Origin of the sequence: Mesorhizobium sp. M1A.F.Ca.IN.020.04.1.1 (genome assembly GCF_003997315.1) — a bacterium.
Classification (GTDB): Bacteria; Pseudomonadota; Alphaproteobacteria; order Rhizobiales; family Rhizobiaceae; genus Mesorhizobium.
The window spans coordinates 1-21094 of the sequence record NZ_RZSN01000109.1 but is presented as its reverse complement, the minus strand read 5'-3'; the positions used below and the strand labels follow the sequence as shown (position 1 = coordinate 21094).

Here is a 21094-nt window from a genome sequence, read left to right as displayed (position 1 = left end):
CTTCGCCACACGCTTCGATCGTCGCGCCGGCCACTTCCTCGCCTTCATCCATCTCGCCGCAGCTATGTTATGGATGCGCTGAATGTCGATTCAGCCTAGGCCGGCGGCAGGCGGTCGGGATAGACGTCGTAGCGCTTACCGCCGACGATGATGCGCACCGCCTTCATGCGCTTTTCCGCCTCCTCGCGCGAGCGATGGCCAATCGCGGTCACCGCGTCGCCGACCTTGGCGACCTCCTCGGTGAAGCCGGCGGCGATGGTGCGGGCCGGCGGCGCCATCTCCACCCGCCACACCTCCCCCTTCGCATCGACGTCCAGCGTCGCATGCGGATTGCCGATATAGATCGCCGCGATCTTGCCCTTGAGCTCGAAGAAGTCGTCCTGCGTCCACGACCAGCCGTGATGGGCATAGGCGGCAGTGCCGGCAGCAAACATCAACGCCGCAGTCAGCACGACGCCCTGCATATGGTTCAACGGTGACTTCATCGCCCGTCTCCTCCACTCCTCCTGCCAGGTCGAAAGTAGGCTACGGCCCGGCCAGGTCAAATCACATCGGAGCTTCGGCCCGGCATGGCACGAATTTCGGGTCCGCGGCGTCCACACCACGATCAGGCCTTGCTACAGGCCTTCATGCTCCCCATTTTCGCTTCTCCTGGCCGCTCTTCGCATGCATCGGAGGCGGTCGAACTCACGTCTGAGCGAGGCAAACCATGAGCAGCATGAGGGACCGTCAGGAAGGCTTCGAAAAGAAATTCGCAATGGACGAGGAGACGAAGTTCAAGGCCGTGGCGCGCCGGAACAAGCTGCTCGGCCTGTGGGCCGCCGAAAAGCTCGGCAAATCCGGCGTGGATGCCGACGCCTATGCGAAAGAGGTGGTGCGCGCGGATTTCGAGGAAGCGGGCGACAACGACGTGTTCCGCAAGGTCCGTGCCGACTTCGACGCGGCGGGCGTCGTCCAGTCGGATGCCCAGATTCGCCAGGCCATGGACGAGTTGCTGGCAACGGCGGTCGAGCAGATCAAGGCGAGCTGAGGACCCGCTGCGGGGGCAGAAACCACCCCTCACCCGTGATGCGCCACCGCCAGTTCCTTCACATGCTTCTCGTGCATTTTCAGCACCGGCAGAGTCTTCTTGGCGAATTCCTTCAGCGCCGGGTCGTCGCCGGAATTGGCATAGGTGCTGAACAGCGCCACCGCGTCCCTGTGCGCATCCATCTGCATCTTGATATACTTCCGGTCGAACTCCGTGCCGCTCGCCTGCTTCAGCTCGCCTAGCATCTGCTGTTCCTTAGGCCCCAGAGCGGGGCCGGCCGACTTGATAGAAGCCGTCGTCTGGCCCTGGCTCATCGCCGCCTTGAAATCCTCCCCTGCCTTGGTGTGGTCCCTGACCATCTCGTTGGCAAAAGCCTTGACTTCGTCCGACTGCGACTTCTCCTCGGCCAGCCTGCTCGCCTGGATTTCGAACTCATTGGCATTGGGTATGGTGGTGACGAAAGTCTGCGTGTCGACCTTGTTGTCTGCCGCCATTGGCGCGACATCGTCGCTGTCGCTCGACTGAGCAAGGGTGGCCGGCGCGCCGGCAAGGAGCGCCATGGTGGCCGCGGTCAGAAGCGTTTTCATCTGGAATCTCCGATCAGCCCCTTGCACTTCCAACGCGAAATGGCGCTGCCGGTTGCGTTGAGGGCGTGAAGGAGGCCGTGTTGAGTCAGGGTCAGGCCGAGCCGAGGATGATCGTACCGAGAATACCGGAGCGTGCTTGAAGTACGTGAACACCGAAGCGCAGGACACCGCCATTTGCAGCCCGGCATCACCTGAACATCAGCACGGCCTATCCCTTCACGCCGCCGGCGGTTAGGCCGGAAACGATCTTGCGTTGGAAGATGAGCACCAGCACCACCAGCGGCACCGTGACGATCACCGAAGCGGCCATGATGTTGCCCCAGGGGATCTCGAACTGCGAGTTGCCGGAAAGCAGCGCGATCGCCACCGGCACCGTGCGCTGCGCGTTGTTGGAGGTGAAGGTCAGCGCAAACAGGAACTCGTTCCATGCGCCGATGAAGGCGAGCAGCCCTGTAGTCGCCAATGCGGGCCACATCAGCGGCAGGAAGACGCGAGTGACGATGATCCATGGCGTCGCGCCGTCGAGGATCGCCGCTTCCTCGATTTCGACCGGCAGGTCGCGCAAGAAGGCGGTGAGCACCCAGACGGTGAACGGCAGCGTGAAGATCATGTAGGAGAAGATCAGTGCGATGAGCGAATTGTAGAGGCCAAAGGCGCGGATGATCTCGAACAGGCCGGCCAGCACCGCGACCTGCGGAAACATCGACACCGACAATATGGCAAGCATCAGCGCCGAACGGCCGCGAAACTGGACGCGTGCCAGCGCATAGGCGGAGGTCACGCCGAGCAGCAGCGAGATGAGCACGACGGCGCCCGAGACGACCAGCGAATTCAGGAGATTGCGCAGGAAGGGACCTTCGACCAGCACGTTCCTGTAGTTGGCGAGGCTTAACGCCTGCGGCCAAAGGCTCGCCTCGAACAACTCTGTGCCGGATTTCAGGCTGGTGACGATGGCGTAATAGAGCGGAAACACCGCGACGAAGACGATTGCCCCCACCAGCAGGAAGAAGCCCAGGCGCTTCAACATCGCCATCTCAGCGGCCTCCTTCCAGCTCTATCCGGCCGATGCGGATGTAGCAAATGGTGAGCAGGGCGACGATCAGGAAAAGCAGCGTCGAGGCGGCCGAGCCATAGGCGAACTTGTCGAACTCGAACAGGTTCTCGCGCACGAACACCGACATCGATTTGGTGTGCACGTTGTTGGGCGTCAGCACGTAGATCAGGTCGAAGATGCGTAGCGCGTCGAGCGCGCGGAAGATCCCCGCAACCATGACCGCCGGGCGGATGAGCGGCAAGGTCACCTTCCAGAAGATCTGCCACGGATTGGCGCCGTCGAGCCTGGCGACCTCGATAACATCGCGCGGCAGCATCTGCAGCGCGGCCAGGAAAAGCAGCGCCATGAACGGCGTCGTCTTCCAGATGTCGACGATCAGCACCGCGATCATCGCCGTGTCGGCGCTCGCGGTCCAGGCGATTTTCGCGTCGATCAGGCCGAGATTGAGCAGCACCGCATTGATGATGCCGAACTGGTCGTTGAGCATCCACTGCCACATCTTGGCCGAGACGATGGTCGGGATCGCCCATGGAATGAGGATCGCCGCCCTGACGATGCCGCGGCCTCTGAAGTCGGCGTTGAGAACGAGCGCCACGATCATGCCGAGGACCGTTTCACAGCCCACCGAGACTACGGCGAAGAGCAGCGTGTTCCAGACGGCGCGCCACCAGACCGGATCGGCGAGCAGCCCGTCATAGAGCACGCGGCCGCTCGGCATGCTGAGCACCGAGAAATAATTGTCGAAGCCGATCCATTGGCGAGCGTCGAGATCGGCCAGCGAGGCGTCGGTGAAGCTGTAGTAGAAAGTGCGCAGGAGCGGCCAACCGGCGACGGCGGCAAGGACCAGAAGCATCGGCGCCAGAAACAGCCAGGCCGAGCGCACGCGTTGCCGCATCAGGCGCGAGCGGCTCACAGGCATCGCCCTCACCAGCCCTTGCCCTTCAGCCTGGTCAGCCTGGCTTCCAGATCGGCCAGATTGTCGGCGGCGCTGCCGTCGCCCGACATGGTGTTGTGGACGGCCGTCCAAAACTGGCTCGAGGCTTCGTTGTACTTGATTTTGGCGACCGCCGAAGGGCGCGGCGCCGCGTTCAGAAATATCTGCTTCCATCGCGGGACGATCGGCTGTTCCCTGGCGATATCGGGATCGTCATAGAGCGCTTTGATGGTGGGCAGGTTGGACGTCCTCAGCGTCCGATACTTCTGCATCTCGGGCGAGGCGATGAACTTCACCAGATCGATCGCCGCGTCCTGGTGCTTGGAATATTTGGAAACCGCGAGGTTCCAGCCGCCGAGCGTTGCCGTCGGCCGGGCGTCTTCGCCGGTTCCTGCCGGCAGCGGCGCCACATCGAACTTGCCCTTGATCGGTGAGGTCTCGCTGTTGCCGAGCGCATAGGCATAGGGCCAGTTGCGCATGAAGACGGCATTGCCGGTCTGCCAGACGCCGCGCGATTCCTCTTCCTGGTAAGCGAGCACGCCCGGCGGCGCAATGGTGCCGATCCAGCCCTTGACCATGTCGAGCGCGGCCGCGGCTTGTCGATTGTTGATGGAGACCGTGCCGTTGGGCTCGATGATCTGGCCGCCGCCATTCGACCTCACCCATTCGAGCGCGTCGCAGGTCAGCCCCTCATAGGCGTTGCCCTGGAAGACGAAACCCCACAGGTCCTTGTTGCCGGCGGTGCGCTCCTTGTCCATGACGAGCTTGGCGGTGTCGGCCAGTTCCTGCCAGGTGGTCGGCACCTTGGCGCCATATTTGTCGAGCAGATCCTTGCGGTAATAGAGTGCCGGCGCGTCGGTGAAGATCGGCAGCGCCACCAGCTTTCCGTTCACGGTCTGCGACTGGATGATCGACGGGAAGTGCTCGGCCACGATATCCCTGGTCGCCGCAGTGAGATCGACGAGTTGGCTGGCAAGCTGCGGCGCCCAGATCACGTCGGTCTGGTAGACGTCGATGTCGCTGTTTCCCGCCGCGAGCCACAATCTGAACTGACCGAACTGGTCGGTGCCCGACGGCGGTATCACCACGATGTCGACCTTGTTGCCGCTCTGCTTCTGGTAGCGGTCGAGTATCTCGCGCAAGACCTTGATGCCGTTGCCCGTGTCGCCCGACACGATCGACAGCTCGACCGCGCGAGCCGGCGCCACCGCGAGCATCGCGCCGACGGCAAGTGCGAGGAATGCGCGGTAAAATTTCATGCTGGTGGGCCTCGCCTCGGAACCGTCCACGCGGACCTTGCCGCGTCGGCTGATGATGACCCTCCGCCCGCATTGAATGCGGAGCGACGCTTCGGGGTTCCCGACATGGCCATCGGGGACGGGCCGCGAGGGGACTGACCCGAGTCACTCGGTTAAGGGAGATCTCGCGATTGGCCGCACGCCCAAAGCGGGCGGGCTCCGAAACCCGCCGCCCCGGAGCCCGCCTTGGAGTGGCTGACGCATGCCGGCACAGCCTCTCCGACGCCTTGCCAGCGTCGATCCGCCGATCGGCCGCCCTGCACCACGACGCATTAGCATGCCCTAACGTCAGCTTGTGTGAAGCGGTTCACAATGCGCCCCGCATTCGGCTGTGCCGCCGCAGGCAAATGCCGCGAAGCGTTACCCTTCCCACGCCACTGGGAGCATGTCGAGCCGCTCGTAAAGCCTGAAGGCGGCGGGGTTCTTCACCGTGTTGGTCTTGAGGTCGACATGGGCTGCACCCCTGTCGCGGAAAGTCAGGAACACGTGCCGCATCAGCGCCTCGCCGATGCCGTGCCTTCGCGAGTCCGGATGAACCGCCAGATCCTTGACGAAGCCCGACGCCCAGCAAAGCGCGGCGCCCGCCAGCAGCCCCTTGCCGTCGATGACGAGGAAACAGAGGTCCGGATCGAACTCGGCATCGTCTGAGATGCGCGGCCACCATTCGTCGAACGGACCTTCGGCGCCGTCGTCGAATGCCTCTTCCAGCAGCGCGTGCAGGGCCTGCGCATCCCTGTGCTCGAACGGGCGCATGACGAAGCCTTCCGGCCAATGCGGCGTGGTCAGCGCATCGTCGAGAAGCTTGCGAAGGCGGACATCGTTTGGGGTCGGCGGCCGGCGGCTGTCAGTGTCACGCATGCAACTGCCCCAAAGACCGATGGGACGCGCCTCGTTGCCGGCGCTCAGGCGCCTGGCTGCAGGCGGCGGCGGTCGACGCCGAGACCCGTTTGATCGAGCAGGCCCTTGCGCTTGGCGTCGTAATAATAGCCCGTCTGATAGAGCTGGTCGGCCCGCTTGGCATTACCGCCCGAGACCAGCCAGGCGCCGCGCAGGTATTTGACAGCGTATTTGAGATTGGTTTCGGCGTCGAACAGGCCGGCTGCCGGCCCGACATAGCCCATGCCGCGTGCGGTCGCGTGCTTGATCTGCATCAGTCCCCAATGACCGTGATTATAGGCCTTCGGATTGAAGGTGCTCTCGCGGTTGACGACATGGCGCACCAGATCGACCGGCACTTCGTAGATCGCCGAATATTTCTCGATCAGCCGCTCGATCTCGGCGCGCGGACCTGTGGCATGCTGTTCGGGCTGGCCCGGTTGGGCAAGCAGCGCCGGGTTCTGCGGCATCACATAGGCGACCTGCTGCACGCCCGGCATGGGAGCCACCTTCGCTGATTGGCCGGTGACCGGCATGGCAACAGCGGCGCTCTTGTAGGCGGCGGCCTGCTTGAGCGCACCGGGGCCGGTCGGCGATGCGCCGGCCAGCAGCACCGGCGGCGGCGGAAACTGCCCGGCGACGGGTGTCGAGCCGGCGAACGCGGCAGGTTGCGCCGGCGGCGGAAGGGCGGCGCCGGGTTGCGCCGGCGGCGGCAACGGCGCACCAGCCGTCGTCGCGCCAGGCGCCGTCGCCCCAGGTGCCCTCGCCAGGGCCACGGCATCGCCGGTCAGCGCCGCCGTTTGCACCTGAGCGAGGCCGGAAGGCTCCGGCAGCACAGCAACGGTTTCGGGCAGCGCGATGGTCGGTGTGTCGTCCTCGGCGGCCGGCGTCGATGCCGCCGCAAGCGCCGGCGAGGGTTTCATCTGTGAGGTCGAGGTACAGCCGCTGAGGCCGGCAGCGGCAACGAGCACGCCGATCGCGGTGAGGATGATTTTCGCTGCCAAGCCCTGCAGGTCCGATTGTCCGTTGTTGAAAAGTCCTTACACCAGCGATTCCAACCGGGCAATCAGGGCCAGTGTGCAGCTTTCGGGTGGCGAGACTCGAAGCAAACTGCGATATTGTTCCCCATCTGTACCGGAGATGTACCCGTTTTTCGCAGTTTGCGGAAAGGAGCGCACCATGGAAAATGCATTGCCGATCACGGCCGGCCACGCAGTGTTAGAAACAGTGATCGGCTTCATGGGCGCCGCCTGGAGCGAAAAGGGCCTGATCCGGCTCTGCCTGCCCGAGCGCAGTCGCGAAGCGGTTGAGCGCCGCCTGTTTCGCCATGCCGGAGTCTCCACCTCCACCGAACAGCCGCAATGGGTGGTCGAACTGATCGCTTCGATCAAGGCCTATGCAGCCGGGGAGGATGTCGATTTTTCCGGCGTGCCGGTCGATCTCGACGGCGTCGACGATTTCCGCCTCGCCATCTATGACGCCGCGCGCCAACTTGGCTTCGGCGAGACCACCACCTATGGCGAACTGGCCAAGCGGGCCGGCCATGCCGGGCTTGCGCGCGAAACCGGCGCAGCCCTCGGCGCCAATCCGGTGCCGCTGGTGATTCCCTGCCACCGCATCCTTGCCGCCGGCGGCAAGATCGGCGGCTTCTCGGCTACCGGCGGCTCCGCCACCAAGGAGAAGATGCTGGCCATGGAAGGCGTCCGGGTCGGCTCGCCGCCCGCCGCTCAGGCATCATTCGCGTTCTGACACAGCTTGCCGAACGCCGGATGCTATGACGCGGAAAGATCCGCCGTCGGAAATGCCGGTCGAAGTCCGGCCGTTTGCAGATATAGACGGGGCAGGATTTGACATCGGCGCTCGGCACATAGGCCCGCGCCCTCACCTCGCCCATGTTGCAGAAGCGCTCGTCCCGCACATAGCGGTCATAAAGCGGCAGTCCCGGCACGCGCGTCGACTGATAGCGCAGGATGACCGCGCCCTGCCTGGCGATCGTCGCCCGCACGCGGTCGCAGCTCATGCGCGTCGGGTCGTAGCGCGAGACGGCCTGCGCCTCGGCGGCCACCAACATCAGGCAGGCGGCAAGCAGAATTGTCCTCATGATCTTCTCCCGCAACAGCAAGCGCATCTTCCCTCCACAACGCATCCCCGGCGGCAAACCTTCCAAGCGCAGTGGGCTCCGTTGGACGCTATCGCGGCACATGCCGGTAACGCCATCTTGTTTTCGTTCGCGAACCATACTATATCCGGCGCATTGAATTTGGCCGATCGATCGGGCCGCGATCTTCGCGTTTGCTGACGTCTATCTCCAAAATTTCGATACCACCGGCCGGGCTTTGGTCCGGTCAAACGAAGCAAATGTGAAGGACTCTACATGGCAACTGGTACGGTTAAGTGGTTCAACGCCACCAAGGGCTACGGCTTCATCCAGCCCGACAATGGCGGCGCGGACGTTTTCGTCCACATCTCCGCCGTCGAGCGCGCTGGCATGACCACCCTCGTTGAAGGCCAGAAGATCAGCTTCGAGATCGAGCAGGACCGCCGCACCGGCAAGTCCGCTGCTGGGTCTCTGAGCAAGGCAGCCTGATTTGGCGCTGGCATTTTGCAGCCGGGCGTGATCGCCTGGCATTGCACAATGCGCCTAGTTAGCGACGCGCACCGGGCGAGAGCCTGGAGCGGGCGGCAAGTCACGGATGTACTGACGGTCGTGCGATAAGCGCGCCGGAGCGAAAGGACCCGACAAGCTGGAACAGCAGATAGCTGCCGGCCCGGCCCCAACGCTTCCGATCAGGCTACCGGCATAGGAAGGCGGGCATTGTCCCGCCTTTTTTGTTGCCTGAATTGGCAAGCCGCCGCCCGCGCTTGTGGTCCCACTTTGCTGCCGGCAAACTGCGTGACCAAAGGCCGTTCGCCGTACCGGCCGAGAAGAACTTCACTTCGATGAGACCAATCCGCGACATCCATCCCTCCATTTCAAAAGGTGGGAGAGCTTTGGTCGGCGAGGATAGACGACACTTATCGGGCCTTGGCCCTCGAAAGCGCTGATGCTTCGACTGGATCTGGATCGGCACCCATGCCGAATACGATCGTCTCATCAAATAGCCAGCATTCGGCGGCTGCAAAATGCTGCGGCATAGAAACAGACTACCCAACCCACTCGATCGGCACGTGCCCCTTGTCCGTCTCGACCCGCTTCAGCCACTCCACCACGGCCGGATAGGCGTCGAGCTGGAAACCGCCCATCTCGGCGGTGTGAGTGTAGGCATAGAGCGCAATGTCGGCGACGCTGTAGCTGGCGCCGGCAAAAAAGGCGTTCTGCTCCAGATGCTTGTTCATCACGCCGAGCGCCTTGTTGCCGCGCTCCAAGGTCAGCGCCAACCGTTCCGGCGTCGCATCCTTCGCCCTCTCGGGAAATGTGAGCAGCGCCTTGCGCACCGCGATATAGGGCTCGTGGCTGTACTGCTCGAAGAACAGCCACTGATACGCCAGCGCCCGCTCATATCTGTCGGCCGGCAGGAAGCGCGTGCCTTCGGCGAGATAGAGCAGAATGGCGTTGGATTCAGCGATGCGTCGGCCGTCGTCGAGCTCGATCAGCGGCACCATCGCGTTGGGGTTCTTGGCGACATAGTCGGCCTTGCGCGTCTCCCCGGTGTGCGAGCTCACTTCGATGCGGGTGAAGGGAATGCCGAGCTTTGCCATCAACAGACGCGGCTTGTAGCAATTGCCGCTGTCGATCATGTCATAAAGGATCATGGCCCTCTCCGCGCGCGACGAACGATCAGCTGCCTCTAACTCGCCTGTGCGGGGTTCATCCAGTGATTTGTTTTTGAGTGAAAGCATCAGCGGCGCTGATGCAGAGGCACTACCTTGTTGTCCATACCGAGCAGCGCATCGATCGCCAGCGGCTCTTCGTTGAAGATGGTGCCGGCGAGCGCCGGGCGGGCGAGGTGATATCCTTGTAGGAGGTCGACGCCGCCATCGAGCGCGACGCGCAGATGCGTGGCATGCTCGATGCCCTCGACCAGCACCTTGGCGCCGCGGTCGTGCAGCGTCGAAACCAGCGGCCGGAAGAACCGCTCGGCGGCGGCATGGCGGCAGAACTCGGCAAACCAGCCGCCGTCGATCTTGACGATGTCGGGCGACAGCAGGCTGATGCGCGCTTCGGTCGAATGTCCAGTGCCGAAGTCATCGATGGCGATGCGGACACCGTCACGCCTCATCTCGCGCACGAGACCGGCGAGCACATGCTCGTCGGTTGCCTGCTCGGTGATCTCGCAGACCAGCATGGCCGGTTCGAGGCCGAAATCGCCGAGATGCCTGGCCATCAGCCGGATCTCGGCGAGCGCCCGCCCGAAATGATCGTTGATCATCGGATTGTAGTTGAAGAACAAGGTAAGGCCATCGACGCCGATGTTGCGGTAGTTGCCGAGATGCAGCATCCGGCACATCGTCTCGACGAACAGCCGGTCCTTTGCCACAACGCTGTCGAAGAAAACTTGCGGCGCAACGGGCGTCGCGACGCGCCGCGGCTCGATCAGCGCCTCGACGGCGACGGGTTGCAGCGATCTGCCACGCGGCGCGAAGATCGGCTGGTAGGCGCTCCACAGCCGGAACTCGCCATAGACGCCGAATTGAAGGCCGATCTCGTCTTCGAAGATCGCTTCGGCGACACTTCGCCGCCTTTCAGGGCGCTGCCTGTCGGGCCGCCCGATCATGGCGTCACCTTGCGCCCAAACGCCTTGGTTGGGCGAGCTGACGCCACCGGAGCGGGACTGGCGGCCGCTGTCGTCTTGCCCTGCCCGGCCGCGGGCGCCTGCACACTCTTGCCGAAGACGCGAAGACTGGTCGAGGCCAGCTCCGGCCGGGCAAGCACATAGCCTTGCACCATTGACGCCCCGGATTTCTCGGCGAGCTCGAGCTGCCAGCCTTCCTCGATGCCTTCGAAAACCGTGCGGATGCCCTGATTTTCGAAGCTCGTCACCATCGTCGTCAGCAGCGCGAATCCGGCTCCGGACTCCATCAGCTGCGTGATCCAGTTGGCGTCGAATTTGACGATGTCCGGCCGCAATTCCTTTATGCGGTTGATGTCGGATTCGTCGGCGCCGTAATCGTCGACGGCGATGCGGAACCCGTTGGCGCGCAACGCCTCGACGAAGCTGTAAAGCGTTTCCTGCGAAGCCGATTTCTGCTCGGTGACCTCGCACACGATACGGCGCGGGTCGATGCCGGCCTCGTGCAGCACCAGCCGCATGTCGCGCAGCGCCTTGTCGACGATGGCCCGGTCGGTGAACACCGACGGATCGAAATTGACGAAAATCGACGCCTCTTGCGGCAGACAGCCGCCGGCGTTGAGCAGATGCAGCGTCCTGGTCAGCGCCTCGATATGCAGCCGGTCGCCTGCGGGGCAAGTGCCGAAGAAGCTCATCGGCGATTGCGCCTCACCGTCGCGGAACGGGCGGATAAGCCCCTCGAAGGCGACGAGCGAAAGCTTGCCTCCATCGAAGGCGAAGATTGGCTGGAAGGCGCTCTGCAGCGTGTAGATTCCCCAGACACCGCTTGAGGTGCCGTCATCATGACGGATGATATGGGCAAGCCCGATGCTGCGCGACAAAGGTCCCTCGCTCCGCAGAGTAAGCGGAATTCGATCTGCCATCCTGCCAGCCAAGGGTTTACCGCTCGTTGATGAATTTATAGTTGCCGCTCACGCCACCTTGACCTCTGGATCACCCGACAATGCTTGCGCTTGGCCCGATGATGCGACATGAGAGGCGCCGCGGCCGCTCCTGGCCGCGCCCTTCTCTTGGAGACGCTCTGTCATGGCCTTTCTTGCCGACGCCCTTTCCCGCGTGAAGCCTTCCGCGACCATCGCGGTGACGCAGAAAGCGCGTGAGCTGAAAAATGCCGGCCGTGACGTCATCGGCCTCGGCGCCGGCGAGCCGGACTTCGACACGCCCGATAACATCAAGAACGCGGCGATCGAGGCGATCCGGCGTGGCGAGACCAAGTACCCGCCGGTCTCCGGCATCGCGCCGCTGCGCGAGGCGATCGCGAAAAAATTCAAGCGCGAGAACAATCTCGACTACCGACCGGAGCAGACCATCGTCGGCACCGGCGGCAAGCAGATCCTGTTCAACGCCTTCATGGCGACGCTGAACCCCGGCGACGAGGTCATCATCCCGCGCCCCTATTGGGTGAGCTACCCGGAAATGGTGGCGATCTGCGGCGGCACGTCCGTCTTTGCCGACACCTCGATCGACAACGGCTTCAAGCTGACGGCTGAGGTGCTGGAAAGGGCGATCACGCCGAAGACGAAATGGCTGCTGATGAACTCGCCGTCCAACCCATCGGGCGCCGCTTACACCGAGCGTGAACTCAGGGCCCTGGCCGACGTGCTGCTCAAGCACCCGCATGTCTGGACGCTGACCGACGACATGTATGAGCACCTGACCTATGGCGACTTCGTCTTCAAGACCATCGCCGAGGTCGAACCGAGCCTCTACGAGCGCACGCTAACCATGAACGGCGTGTCGAAGGCCTATGCCATGACCGGCTGGCGTATCGGCTACGCCGCCGGCCCGGTGCCGCTGATCAAGGCAATGGACATGATCCAGGGCCAGCAGACTTCCGGCGCCTGCACCATCGCGCAATGGGCGTCCGTCGAGGCGCTCAACGGCCCGCAGGACTTCATCGCCAAGAACAGGGCGATCTTCCAGGGGCGGCGCGACCTCGTCGTGTCGATGCTCAACCAGGCGCGCGGCATCTCTTGCCCATTGCCGGAAGGCGCCTTCTACGTCTATCCGTCCTGCGCTGAGCTGATCGGCAAGAAGACGAAGGCCGGCAAGGTCATCGACAATGACGACGTCTTCTGCTCGGAGCTGCTCGACGCCGAAGGCGTTGCCGTTGTGTTCGGATCGGCCTTCGGCCTCGGCCCGAACTTCCGCATCTCCTACGCAACATCGGAGGCGCTGCTGGAGGAAGCCTGCACCCGCATCCAGCGTTTCACTGCGTCGCTGACCTGATCGGCAACGCCGCCATCCACAAAACCCGGCTTCGCGCCGGGTGCCGGGTATTGTTGGACGGCAATCAGCCGCCATACTGTTCGTCGGAGACCGCCTCGAGCCACTCGGCATGGACGCCGTCCAGCGCTTCCTGCATGGCGACATGCGTCATCGTGGTCTTCGGCCCGGCGCCGTGCCAGTGCTTTTCGCCCGGCGCGAAGGAGATGACGTCGCCGGCCCTGATCACCTCGATCGGCCCGCCCCACGTTTGCGCAAGCCCGGCGCCGGCCGTGACGTAGAGCGTCTGGCCGAGCGGGTGCGTGTGCCAATGCGTGCGGGCGCCCGGTTCGAAACTGACCAGGGTTGCCCTCAGCCGCGCCGGCGCCTCCTTCTCGATGATCGGCGTCTGCAGCACCTTGCCGGTGAAATACTTTTCAGGCGCGATGATCGTCGGCACGCTGCCGCACGCAATGATCTTCATCGTAGAAACTCTCAAATCGTTAGGGACCGGTCCGCCGCAGCGGGAGGTCAGTTTCTTGCTATATGGCGACCGACGCAATCGCCTTTGAGCGCTTGAGCCACCGGGCTGTTCGAAACCGAGCACAAAACCAAAGCCGGCGCATTTCCTATTTTCCTTGCCCTCTCCGCGAACCCGTGTGACGATGGCCTTGGCAGGTGGTGAGCAACAACCCCGCCCGCGACGGCTGAACAGGCCGGCCGCCGCTCCCAGGGAAACGCCTGAGTGGAGGTCAGCCATGGGTAATCGCGCCGGAGGACGACGCACGGGACCGAAATGCATCGCCATAGTCGGTCCCTTCGCAAGCGGTAAGACGACACTTCTCGAAGCTATCCTCGCCCGCACGGGCGCCATTCCCCGCCAGAATCCCGTCTCATCGGGCAACACGGTTTCCGATCATTCGCCAGAAGCCCGCGCCCACGCCATGAGCGTCGAGGCGACCTTTGCCACGACGGAATTCATGGGCGAGCAGTTCACCTTCGTCGATTGCCCCGGTTCCATCGAGTTCGCCTTCGAGGCGGAGCCGGTGCTTGCCGCCTGCGATGTCGCCGTGGTCGTGGCCGAAGCGGACGAAAAGAAGATACCCGCGCTTCAGCTCATCATGCGCAAGCTCGACGATCTCGGCGTGCCGCGCATCCTGTTCCTCAACAAGGTGGACAAGGCGGTCGCCGGCGTGCGCGAGACGCTAAAGATGCTGCAGCCGGCCAGTTCGGCGCCGCTGCTGCTGCGCCAGATTCCATTGCGCAAGGATGGTGTCGTCATCGGCTCGATCGATCTGGCCTTGGAGCGCGCCTATGTCTACCGCGAATATGCCGAAAGCCAGGTCGCCGAGATTCCGGACGACGACAAGGCGCGCGAGCTCGAGGCACGGTTCTCGATGCTGGAGACGCTGGCCGACCATGACGACCAGCTGATGGAGCAGTTGCTGGAGGAGATCGAGCCCCCGAAGGACGCGATCTTCGATGACCTTGCCGCTGACCTGCGCGCCGGCTCGGTGACGCCGGTGCTGATCGGTACTGCCGAGAAGGGCAACGGTGTGCTGCGCCTGTTGAAAGCTATCCGCCACGACGCGCCTGACGTCGAGGCGACGCGCAAGCGCCTTGGCGCGCCTGATGGCAGCCAGACGGTCGTGCAGGTGATGAAGACCATCCACACCGCGCATGGCGGCAAACTGTCTATTTCGCGTGTGCTTTCCGGCCAGGTGGCCGACGCGGCCGAACTCTTCCTCTCCAGCGGCGACACGACGAAGGTCTCCGGCATCTACAAGATGCTTGGCAAAGACCAGTTGAAGCTGCCGTCGGCCAAGGCTGGCGATACCGTCGCGCTCGGCAAGCTCGACAATGTCAGGACCGGCCAAACGCTGAGTTCGGCCAAGGGCGGCATCAAGCCGCTGATCGCCCTGGAGCCCCCGCAACCGGTGTTCGCATTCGCTCTGCGCCCCAAGGAGCGCAAGGACGAGGTCAAGATGTCGGCAGCGATCCAGAGGTTAGCCGAGGAAGACCCCTCGCTCAGCCTGCACCACAACCAGGATTCCGCGGAGACCGTATTGTCGGGCCATGGCGAAATGCACCTGCGCGTCGTGCGCGAGCGGCTGGAGGGCAAGAACCAGATCCCGATCGATGGCCATTCGCCGGCGGTGCCCTATCGCGAGACGATCCGCAAATCCGCGCAGCAGCGCGGCCGCCACAAGAAACAGTCGGGCGGCCACGGCCAGTTCGGCGACGTGGTGATCGAGATCAAGCCGCTGCCGCGCGGCACGGGTTTCCAGTTCACCGACACCATCACCGGCGGCGTCGTGCCAAAAACCTACATCCAGTCGGTGGAGACCGGCATCCGCGACTATCTGAAATCCGGTCCGCTCGGCTTCCCGGTGGTCGATGTCGCCGTCAACCTTTCGGACGGCTCCTATCATGCCGTCGACTCGTCCGACATGGCCTTCCAGATGGCGGCCAAGCTGGCGATGAAGGAAGGCATGGCGGCCTGTTCGCCGGTTCTGCTGGAACCGATCATGAAGGTCGAGATCGTCACGCCTTCAGATGCGACCTCGAGGATTATCGCTTTGATCCCGCAGCGGCGCGGCCAGATCCTTGGCTATGACGCGCGGCCCGGCTGGCCGGGCTGGGACGTGGTCGAAGCGACCATGCCCCAGGCCGAGATCGGCGACCTGATCATCGAGCTGCGCTCGGCGACGGCAGGCGTCGCCAGCTACAAGGCCGTCTTCGACCATATGGCCGAGCTGACCGGGCGCCTCGCCGACGAGGCGATGAACGCCAACGGCAAGGCCGCCTGATCGGATCTTGTTGAAGACGCGAAAACGGCGCCCGGATCGTCCGGGCGCCGTTCTTATTGCGGACTGTCTTCCTTGGGAGGCAACGGCAGGTCCGCCGCATCAGGAAATGGATCGGACGCGGTAGCTGCCTGAGCCCGGCCTGTCCGAGTGATGCCCCCATCTCCCGGACCGACCAACCGCGTCCTATGATCTACCTAATCGATAGAGTGCGTCTGCGACATGTTACCCGATGTTACATGTCACTGTTACGCGGGCCGCGCGCACGCATTTCTGGTGTCGGCGTGACTTCGGCGCAACAAAAAAGCCGGATCAATAAAGATCCGGCTGAGTTTGATTGGAAGTGCCGATTAGGGCTAACCTCCAGAGGGGAACACTCGAGGGCGCTAATGGGAGGAGAACGCGCCCTGGAGATGAACTATATATGTGCTCATCATGCTCAAGAAACAAGCATCTATTTTGCAACACACGCATGCAAAAAGAGGTAGGCTGTGGTCTAATCCGTCGCGAGAACCGATAGGACCAGAAAAAATCGCCGAATCCAGAGCCGTTCCGGACTGAAAGCGATCGCTGATATGCAAACCGGGTCAGATTCCGGTGCCGAAATACGCTAAATTCACAATGATGCGAACTTGGGCTGGTCGCGTTTATTTCTGCGGCAGGAGAGCCCGATGCGAACTTTTTCGGCAATTGCCGGCAGCGCCTTGTTCTTTGTCTCCGCCCCGGGCGCGCTGTCTCCGGCTGGCTGCCACGCCATGGCGCGCTTAAGTCCCTGTCGTGGGCCAGGTCAGGCCGGCACCACCCGAATATCGGCAGGTCCTGCTAGTAGGACCAACTGCGCGCCTTGGCGATGATGAAATCGCGGAATACGTGCAGCTTCGCCTGGTTCTTCATCGCGTCGGGATAGGCGAAATAGGTGTCGAAGGACGGCACCTCGGTTTCGGGCAGCAACTGGACGAGGTTCGAGTCCTTGTTGATGACGTAGTCGGGCAGCATGGCGATGCCGGCGCCGCCCTGGACCGCGCGCTTGATAGACAGGATGTCGTTGATCTGCAGCGTCGGCACCCTTTGCCCGCCCTCGAAATCGCCGACCGTCTCCAGCCAGTTCAGCTCCGACAGATGCGAGGGCACCGGCACGCCGAAGGTGACGATCCGGTGGTTCCTGAGCTCGGCGATCGAGGCGGGCTTGCCGAACTTCGCCACATAGGAAGGCGACGCATAAAGGTGGAAATGCACCGTGAACAGCCGGCGCTGGATAAGATCCGGCTGCTGCGGCTGGCGTAGGCGGATGGCGCAATCGGCCTGACGCATGGTGAGGTCGAGCTCCTCGTTGGCGAGGATGAGCTGCAGGCTGATCTCGGGGTAGAGCTCGATGAATTCCTGCACGCGCTCGGTCAGCCAGCCGGCCCCGAGCCCCACCGTTGTTGTGACCCTCAGCACGCCGGATGGGCGATCCTTGGTCTCGGTCAGCCGCGACTTGATCGTCTCCAGCTTCATCAGCACGTCATGTGCCGTGCGGAACAGCATCTCGCCCTGCTCGGTCAACACGAGGCCACGCGCGTGGCGATGGAACAGCGCCACGCCGACGTCATGCTCCAGTGCGCTGACCTGCCGCGAGATCGCCGACTGCGACAGATGCAGCGTTTCGGCGGCATGGGTAAACGACCCAGCCTCCGCCGCAGCGTGAAACACGCGTAGCTTGTCCCAGTCCAGCGCCATGATTCCCCTCGTGTTGCCTTTGGCGTCTGAATGAAAAATCAGGCTTTTAAACGGCTTTTTTCAGCCGATCGATTATTCCGCCGCTTCGCGGTGAACCTCGATCCCCGCCAGATATTTCTCCGCCTCGAGCGCGGCCATGCAACCGAGCCCGGCAGCTGTAACCGCTTGCCGGTAGACATCGTCGGTGACGTCGCCGGCGGCGAAAACGCCGGGAACGTCGGTACGGGTCGAATCGGGCGCCGTCCACAGATAGCCGTTCGGCTTCTGCTTCAGCTTGCCGATGAAAAGCTCGACCGCCGGCGCATGGCCGATCGCGACAAAGACGCCATCGACCTGCAGCCGCGACACTTCGCCCGTCACCACATTGCGCAGCTTCAAGCCGTCGACCGAAGGCGGCAGCGGTGCCTTGCCCGGCTGCCCGGTGATCTCGTCGACGACGGTATCCCAGATGATGCGGACATTGTCCTTCTTGAACAGCCGCTCGCGCAGGATACGCTCGGCGCGGAAATCGTTGCGGCGGTGAATGACGGTGACGCTCCTGGCGAGGTTGGCGAGGTAGAGCGCCTCCTCCACCGCCGAATTGCCGCCGCCGACCACGGCGACATCCTTGCCGCGATAGAAGAAGCCGTCGCAGGTGGCGCAGGCCGAGACGCCGAAGCCCATGAACGTCTGCTCGGACGGGATACCCAGCCACTTGGCTTGCGCGCCGGTGGCGATGATCAAAGCGTCGGCGGTGTAGACGGTGCCGGAATCGCCGGTGGCGCGAAACGGCCGCACATTGAGATCGACCTCGGTGATGATGTCGTTGACGATCTCGGTGCCGACATGCTCGGCCTGCTTGAGCATCTGCTCCATCAGCCAGGGGCCCTGGATCGGATCGGCGAAGCCCGGATAGTTTTCGACGTCGGTGGTGATCATCAACTGACCGCCCTGCTGCAGGCCGGCGACAAGCATCGGCTTCAGCATGGCGCGGGCGGCATAGATCGCCGCGGTGTAGCCGGCCGGCCCGGAGCCGATGATGAGAACGGGCGCGTGTTTGGTGTTCATGAAAAAGTCCCCTGCGGCGCGAGGGCCGTGGTTTTGTTGCCGGTAATGTAAGTGCTGCCCGCCAAGCCAGCAAGGCAGCTTGGCCTTCGTCCCCGGAAAGCTTCATAGCGGTATACAGGGCCATATCGCAGCCAGTTGCAGAAAAATCATCGCAAAGGGATGGCCTCGCGTGCGAAACCAAATTACAAAATCGCGAAAGATTCTTGCGCGAAAGCCGATCATGCCGCTCAAAGCCGATCTCGACGCCATCGACTGGAAGATCCTGCGAGAGCTGCAGAGTGACGGTCGTATGACCAATGTCGAGTTGTCCGGCCGCGTCGGCATCTCGGCGCCGCCTTGCCTGCGCCGCGTCAGGCGACTGGAAGAGGCCGGCATCATCCGCGGTTACCGTGCGCTCCTCAATGCGCCGGCGCTCGGCATGGATGTCGTCGCCTTCTGCCTGATCGGCCTGCACCATCAGGCCGACGCCGAGCTCAAGGCTTTTGCCGAGCGGACGAGGGGCTGGCCGATCGTTCGCGATGCCTGGATGGTGTCGGGCGAGTCCGATTTCCTGCTGCATTGCGTGGCAAGCGACCTTGGCACCTTCCAGACCTTCGTCATCGAGGAGCTCGCCTCGGCGCCCAATGTCGACACGGTGCGCACCGCGCTGACCATCCGCCGGGTCAAGGATGAGGGGCTGGTCGCCTTTCCGGCTTAATGCGCCGGCTTCCGATGAAGCCGCTGGAAAAACAGCGGTTTGGCGCTCAATTTTGAATCAATCCGCGATCATTGCGATCGTATCGCGGTGAGCAGACCTTCCAGGTCCCGCACATCGCGCAGCGGCAAAACGGAAAAGCCGCCCATCGGTGTGGCTTCGCCATCGACAAGCCAGCCGCGCTCGAGGCCGGCGCGCTGGCCTGCTTCCATGTCGGCCGGCTTGTCGCCGACGATCAGCGATCGCTTGAGATCGAGGCCGAGGCGGCGCCCTGCCTCGAGCAGCATGCCCGGATTGGGCTTGCGCATCGGATGATCGGCCATCGCCAGCGGGCCCGAACCGGCCTCGTGGTAGGCGCAGGCCAGCACCATGTCGACGGCTGCGTTCTTCTCGGCAAGCAGTTCGAGCACCCGCTGATTGACCCGGGCGAAGGCATCCCAGCCAAAATAGCCGCGCGCGATACCGGACTGGTTGGTGATGACGATGACCGGAATGCCGCGCCGATTCGCGGCTTCTATGGCAGGCGCGATACCGTCGCGCAGCACCATGGCGTCCGGATCGTCAGGATAGCCGGTATCGATATTGATGGTGCCGTCACGGTCTAGAAACAGTGCCGGCAGGCCAGCCGGAAACGCCTTGGCGCCAATCCGCTCGATCCACAGGCCGGGCTCGACGAGCGGAAAATCCCCTTCGCGGTCAGCCATTGCTGAGACGCGCTTCGACCGCCTCGCACAGGTGGTGATAGAGGCAGAGATGCCCCTGCTGGATGATCGGCGTCGAGGTCGACGGCACGTTGAGCAAGATGTCCGTGAGCGGCTTGAGCTTGCCGCCGGTGTCGCCGGTGAGGCTGATCACCGTCATGCCCATGGCCCGCGCCTGCTCGGCGGCGGCAAGGATGCTCGGCGAATTGCCGCTGGTGGAGATGGCGAGCAATACCGCGCCTTCCGACCCATGCGCCTCTACCTGGCGTGAGAAGACGGTGTCGAAGCCGTAGTCGTTGCCCCAGGCGGTCAGCACCGCCGCATTGGCCGGCAGCGCGATGACATTGTAGGCCTTGCGCTCTTTAAGGAACCGGCCGACCAGTTCGCCGGCGATGTGGATGGCGTCGCTCGCCGAGCCGCCATTGCCGCAGATCAGCAGCGCCTTGCCGTGTGACAGCGCCTTCACGACCGCGCTCACCGCGCGCTCCATCTCGCCGGTGAGATCGCGCTCGACCATTGCCGAGATCGCCGCCGCGGAGCGGACCAGATAGTCGTTCAGCTCGGACATGAAACCCTCAATTCGCGCCGCCGGCGCGCAGCTTGCCGATGGTTTTGGTGGTGCTCTTGCCGGCGACGAGGTCGACCAGCACCACACGCCCGCCCGCGTTCTGCACCACGTCGGCGCCGACCACGGTCTCGATCGTGTAATCCGCGCCCTTGACCAGGATGTCGGGCAGAAGCGCCTCGATCAGCTTGAGCGGCGTGTCTTCCTCGAAGACGACAACGGCATCGACCGAGGCGAGCGCCGCGAGCACGCAGGCGCGGTCGTGCTGGTCGTTGACCGGACGTCCGGGCCCTTTCAGCCGGCGCACCGAGGCGTCGCTGTTCAAGCCGAGCACCAGCCGGTCGCATCGGCTGCGCGCGGCGTGCAGCAGGCTGACATGGCCGGCATGCAGAATGTCGAAGCAGCCATTGGTGAAGCCAACCGACAGCCCCTCCTCTTTCCAGGCCGCCACCATCCTGGCCGCCGCATTGGCGTCGAGAATGGCGTCCTTGTGGGCGACCGGTCCATGCGAGCGGAACAGCGCGCCGGAAAGCTCCTCCACTGTCAGCCGCGCCGTGCCGCGCTTGCCAACGACCACGCCGCCGGCGGCATTGGCGATTGTAGCAGCCTGCACCCGGTCGGCGCCCGCGGCGAGCGACAGCGCGAAGGTGGCGATGACCGTGTCGCCGGCGCCGGAGACGTCGAACACTTCGCGCGCCTGCGTGGAGATATGGCGGGCATCCTCCGCGGTGACCACGCTCATGCCCTTTTCGCTGCGCGTCGCGACGATGAACTCGAAGTCATGCGC

General features: G+C 63.6%; 22 protein-coding genes and 1 pseudogene. 6 read left to right on the top strand and 17 right to left on the bottom strand.

The window, feature by feature from the left end:
• Positions 1-95: 95 nt before the first annotated feature.
• The gene (locus EOA49_RS20765; protein ID WP_067326721.1) at positions 96-485 is read right to left on the bottom strand and encodes a DUF6152 family protein; all 390 of its coding nucleotides are present in this window, start codon (positions 483-485) and stop codon (positions 96-98) included.
• Between the two features lie 224 nt (positions 486-709).
• Here EOA49_RS20765 and EOA49_RS20760 point away from each other — a divergent pair, with 224 nt between their 5' ends.
• The gene (locus tag EOA49_RS20760) at positions 710-1030 is read left to right on the top strand and encodes a DUF1476 domain-containing protein (RefSeq protein ID WP_066994550.1); all 321 of its coding nucleotides are present in this window, start codon (positions 710-712) and stop codon (positions 1028-1030) included.
• A gap of 29 nt (positions 1031-1059) precedes the next feature.
• Here the strand turns inward: EOA49_RS20760 and EOA49_RS20755 are convergent, their stop codons facing one another.
• From EOA49_RS20755 to EOA49_RS20730, 6 genes are all read right to left on the bottom strand, one after another.
• Positions 1060-1617 carry a DUF4142 domain-containing protein gene (locus EOA49_RS20755; protein WP_095801624.1) on the bottom strand — a complete coding sequence of 186 codons (558 nt, stop codon included), beginning with the start codon at positions 1615-1617 and terminating at the stop codon, positions 1060-1062.
• Positions 1618-1825: 208 nt separating this feature from the next.
• On the bottom strand, positions 1826-2650 hold the full coding sequence (locus EOA49_RS20750) for a carbohydrate ABC transporter permease (protein WP_095801625.1): 825 nt from the start codon (positions 2648-2650) through the stop codon (positions 1826-1828).
• A 1-nt stretch (position 2651) separates the two neighbouring features.
• On the bottom strand, positions 2652-3590 hold the full coding sequence (locus EOA49_RS20745) for a sugar ABC transporter permease (protein WP_127241816.1): 939 nt from the start codon (positions 3588-3590) through the stop codon (positions 2652-2654).
• Between the two features lie 5 nt (positions 3591-3595).
• Entirely contained in the window at positions 3596-4864 is a 1269-nt protein-coding gene (locus tag EOA49_RS20740; RefSeq protein WP_127241817.1) for an ABC transporter substrate-binding protein, read from the bottom strand.
• A gap of 399 nt (positions 4865-5263) precedes the next feature.
• Positions 5264-5761 (bottom strand): N-acetyltransferase, encoded by a 498-nt coding sequence (locus EOA49_RS20735; protein WP_127241818.1) that lies wholly within the window; start codon positions 5759-5761, stop codon positions 5264-5266.
• Between the two features lie 44 nt (positions 5762-5805).
• Complete coding sequence (locus EOA49_RS20730) at positions 5806-6783, bottom strand: lytic transglycosylase domain-containing protein (RefSeq protein ID WP_127243326.1); 978 nt, start codon at positions 6781-6783, stop codon at positions 5806-5808.
• 175 nt (positions 6784-6958) lie between these two features.
• On the opposite strand from EOA49_RS20730, the gene EOA49_RS20725 reads away from it, so the two are divergent.
• On the top strand, positions 6959-7528 hold the full coding sequence (locus EOA49_RS20725) for a methylated-DNA--[protein]-cysteine S-methyltransferase (RefSeq protein WP_127241270.1): 570 nt from the start codon (positions 6959-6961) through the stop codon (positions 7526-7528).
• A 25-nt stretch (positions 7529-7553) separates the two neighbouring features.
• Here EOA49_RS20725 and EOA49_RS20720 read toward each other — a convergent pair.
• Positions 7554-7880, bottom strand: a pseudogene (locus tag EOA49_RS20720) (hypothetical protein); the annotation flags it as partial.
• 273 nt (positions 7881-8153) lie between these two features.
• On the opposite strand from EOA49_RS20720, the gene EOA49_RS20715 reads away from it, so the two are divergent.
• Complete coding sequence (locus tag EOA49_RS20715; RefSeq protein ID WP_066994534.1) at positions 8154-8366, top strand: cold-shock protein; 213 nt, start codon at positions 8154-8156, stop codon at positions 8364-8366.
• A gap of 557 nt (positions 8367-8923) precedes the next feature.
• Here EOA49_RS20715 and EOA49_RS20710 read toward each other — a convergent pair.
• The 3 genes from EOA49_RS20710 to EOA49_RS20700 all read right to left on the bottom strand — a co-directional run bounded on the left by EOA49_RS20710 (position 8924) and on the right by EOA49_RS20700 (position 11390).
• The gene (locus EOA49_RS20710; protein ID WP_127215121.1) at positions 8924-9532 is read right to left on the bottom strand and encodes a glutathione S-transferase family protein; all 609 of its coding nucleotides are present in this window, start codon (positions 9530-9532) and stop codon (positions 8924-8926) included.
• 86 nt (positions 9533-9618) lie between these two features.
• The gene (locus EOA49_RS20705; RefSeq protein ID WP_127241269.1) at positions 9619-10494 is read right to left on the bottom strand and encodes an EAL domain-containing protein; all 876 of its coding nucleotides are present in this window, start codon (positions 10492-10494) and stop codon (positions 9619-9621) included.
• Positions 10491-11390 carry an EAL domain-containing protein gene (locus EOA49_RS20700; RefSeq protein WP_127241268.1) on the bottom strand — a complete coding sequence of 300 codons (900 nt, stop codon included), beginning with the start codon at positions 11388-11390 and terminating at the stop codon, positions 10491-10493. The genes EOA49_RS20705 and EOA49_RS20700 overlap by 4 nt, the downstream gene beginning before the upstream one ends.
• Before the next feature lie 205 nt (positions 11391-11595).
• On the opposite strand from EOA49_RS20700, the gene EOA49_RS20695 reads away from it, so the two are divergent.
• On the top strand, positions 11596-12798 hold the full coding sequence (locus EOA49_RS20695) for a pyridoxal phosphate-dependent aminotransferase (RefSeq protein ID WP_127241267.1): 1203 nt from the start codon (positions 11596-11598) through the stop codon (positions 12796-12798).
• A gap of 64 nt (positions 12799-12862) precedes the next feature.
• On the opposite strand, the gene EOA49_RS20690 is transcribed toward EOA49_RS20695, so the two are convergent.
• Entirely contained in the window at positions 12863-13258 is a 396-nt protein-coding gene (locus tag EOA49_RS20690; protein WP_066994518.1) for a cupin domain-containing protein, read from the bottom strand.
• 274 nt (positions 13259-13532) lie between these two features.
• Between EOA49_RS20690 and EOA49_RS20685 the strand changes: the two genes are divergently transcribed.
• Positions 13533-15584, top strand: coding sequence for an elongation factor G (locus EOA49_RS20685; protein WP_067326663.1), 2052 nt, complete (start codon positions 13533-13535; stop codon positions 15582-15584).
• A gap of 819 nt (positions 15585-16403) precedes the next feature.
• On the opposite strand, the gene EOA49_RS20680 is transcribed toward EOA49_RS20685, so the two are convergent.
• Both EOA49_RS20680 and trxB read right to left on the bottom strand, forming a co-directional pair.
• Positions 16404-17300: a LysR family transcriptional regulator gene (locus EOA49_RS20680; RefSeq protein WP_095777339.1), complete on the bottom strand. Its 897-nt coding sequence runs from the start codon at positions 17298-17300 to the stop codon at positions 16404-16406.
• Positions 17301-17372: 72 nt separating this feature from the next.
• Complete coding sequence (trxB, locus tag EOA49_RS20675) at positions 17373-18347, bottom strand: thioredoxin-disulfide reductase (RefSeq protein ID WP_067326669.1); 975 nt, start codon at positions 18345-18347, stop codon at positions 17373-17375.
• Between the two features lie 220 nt (positions 18348-18567).
• Between trxB and EOA49_RS20670 the strand changes: the two genes are divergently transcribed.
• Positions 18568-19044 carry an Lrp/AsnC family transcriptional regulator gene (locus EOA49_RS20670; protein ID WP_066994506.1) on the top strand — a complete coding sequence of 159 codons (477 nt, stop codon included), beginning with the start codon at positions 18568-18570 and terminating at the stop codon, positions 19042-19044.
• Between the two features lie 68 nt (positions 19045-19112).
• On the opposite strand, the gene EOA49_RS20665 is transcribed toward EOA49_RS20670, so the two are convergent.
• The 3 genes from EOA49_RS20665 to rfaE2 form a co-directional block, all read right to left on the bottom strand.
• Positions 19113-19745 (bottom strand): HAD family hydrolase, encoded by a 633-nt coding sequence (locus EOA49_RS20665; protein WP_127215125.1) that lies wholly within the window; start codon positions 19743-19745, stop codon positions 19113-19115.
• On the bottom strand, positions 19738-20310 hold the full coding sequence (locus EOA49_RS20660; protein WP_066994501.1) for an SIS domain-containing protein: 573 nt from the start codon (positions 20308-20310) through the stop codon (positions 19738-19740). Before EOA49_RS20660 ends, EOA49_RS20665 begins: the two co-directional genes overlap by 8 nt.
• A 7-nt stretch (positions 20311-20317) precedes the next feature.
• Positions 20318-21094: D-glycero-beta-D-manno-heptose 1-phosphate adenylyltransferase (rfaE2, locus tag EOA49_RS20655; protein ID WP_127243325.1), on the bottom strand; the 777-nt coding region annotated here is incomplete at its 5' end.

Bases quoted from the DNA above. Each gene is read 5' to 3' on its own strand.
- EOA49_RS20765 (WP_067326721.1), bottom strand. From the start codon at position 485: ATGAAGTCACCGTTGAACCATATGCAGGGCGTCGTGCTGACTGCGGCG.
- EOA49_RS20760 (WP_066994550.1), top strand. From the start codon at position 710: ATGAGCAGCATGAGGGACCGTCAGGAAGGCTTCGAAAAGAAATTCGCA.
- EOA49_RS20755 (WP_095801624.1), bottom strand. From the start codon at position 1,617: ATGAAAACGCTTCTGACCGCGGCCACCATGGCGCTCCTTGCCGGCGCG.
- EOA49_RS20750 (WP_095801625.1), bottom strand. From the start codon at position 2,650: ATGGCGATGTTGAAGCGCCTGGGCTTCTTCCTGCTGGTGGGGGCAATC.
- EOA49_RS20745 (WP_127241816.1), bottom strand. From the start codon at position 3,590: ATGCCTGTGAGCCGCTCGCGCCTGATGCGGCAACGCGTGCGCTCGGCC.
- EOA49_RS20740 (WP_127241817.1), bottom strand. From the start codon at position 4,864: ATGAAATTTTACCGCGCATTCCTCGCACTTGCCGTCGGCGCGATGCTC.
- EOA49_RS20735 (WP_127241818.1), bottom strand. From the start codon at position 5,761: ATGCGTGACACTGACAGCCGCCGGCCGCCGACCCCAAACGATGTCCGC.
- EOA49_RS20725 (WP_127241270.1), top strand. From the start codon at position 6,959: ATGGAAAATGCATTGCCGATCACGGCCGGCCACGCAGTGTTAGAAACA.
- EOA49_RS20715 (WP_066994534.1), top strand. From the start codon at position 8,154: ATGGCAACTGGTACGGTTAAGTGGTTCAACGCCACCAAGGGCTACGGC.
- EOA49_RS20710 (WP_127215121.1), bottom strand. From the start codon at position 9,532: ATGATCCTTTATGACATGATCGACAGCGGCAATTGCTACAAGCCGCGT.
- EOA49_RS20705 (WP_127241269.1), bottom strand. From the start codon at position 10,494: ATGATCGGGCGGCCCGACAGGCAGCGCCCTGAAAGGCGGCGAAGTGTC.
- EOA49_RS20695 (WP_127241267.1), top strand. From the start codon at position 11,596: ATGGCCTTTCTTGCCGACGCCCTTTCCCGCGTGAAGCCTTCCGCGACC.
- EOA49_RS20690 (WP_066994518.1), bottom strand. From the start codon at position 13,258: ATGAAGATCATTGCGTGCGGCAGCGTGCCGACGATCATCGCGCCTGAA.
- EOA49_RS20685 (WP_067326663.1), top strand. From the start codon at position 13,533: ATGGGTAATCGCGCCGGAGGACGACGCACGGGACCGAAATGCATCGCC.
- EOA49_RS20680 (WP_095777339.1), bottom strand. From the start codon at position 17,300: ATGGCGCTGGACTGGGACAAGCTACGCGTGTTTCACGCTGCGGCGGAG.
- trxB (WP_067326669.1), bottom strand. From the start codon at position 18,347: ATGAACACCAAACACGCGCCCGTTCTCATCATCGGCTCCGGGCCGGCC.
- EOA49_RS20670 (WP_066994506.1), top strand. From the start codon at position 18,568: ATGCCGCTCAAAGCCGATCTCGACGCCATCGACTGGAAGATCCTGCGA.
- EOA49_RS20665 (WP_127215125.1), bottom strand. From the start codon at position 19,745: ATGGCTGACCGCGAAGGGGATTTTCCGCTCGTCGAGCCCGGCCTGTGG.
- EOA49_RS20660 (WP_066994501.1), bottom strand. From the start codon at position 20,310: ATGTCCGAGCTGAACGACTATCTGGTCCGCTCCGCGGCGGCGATCTCG.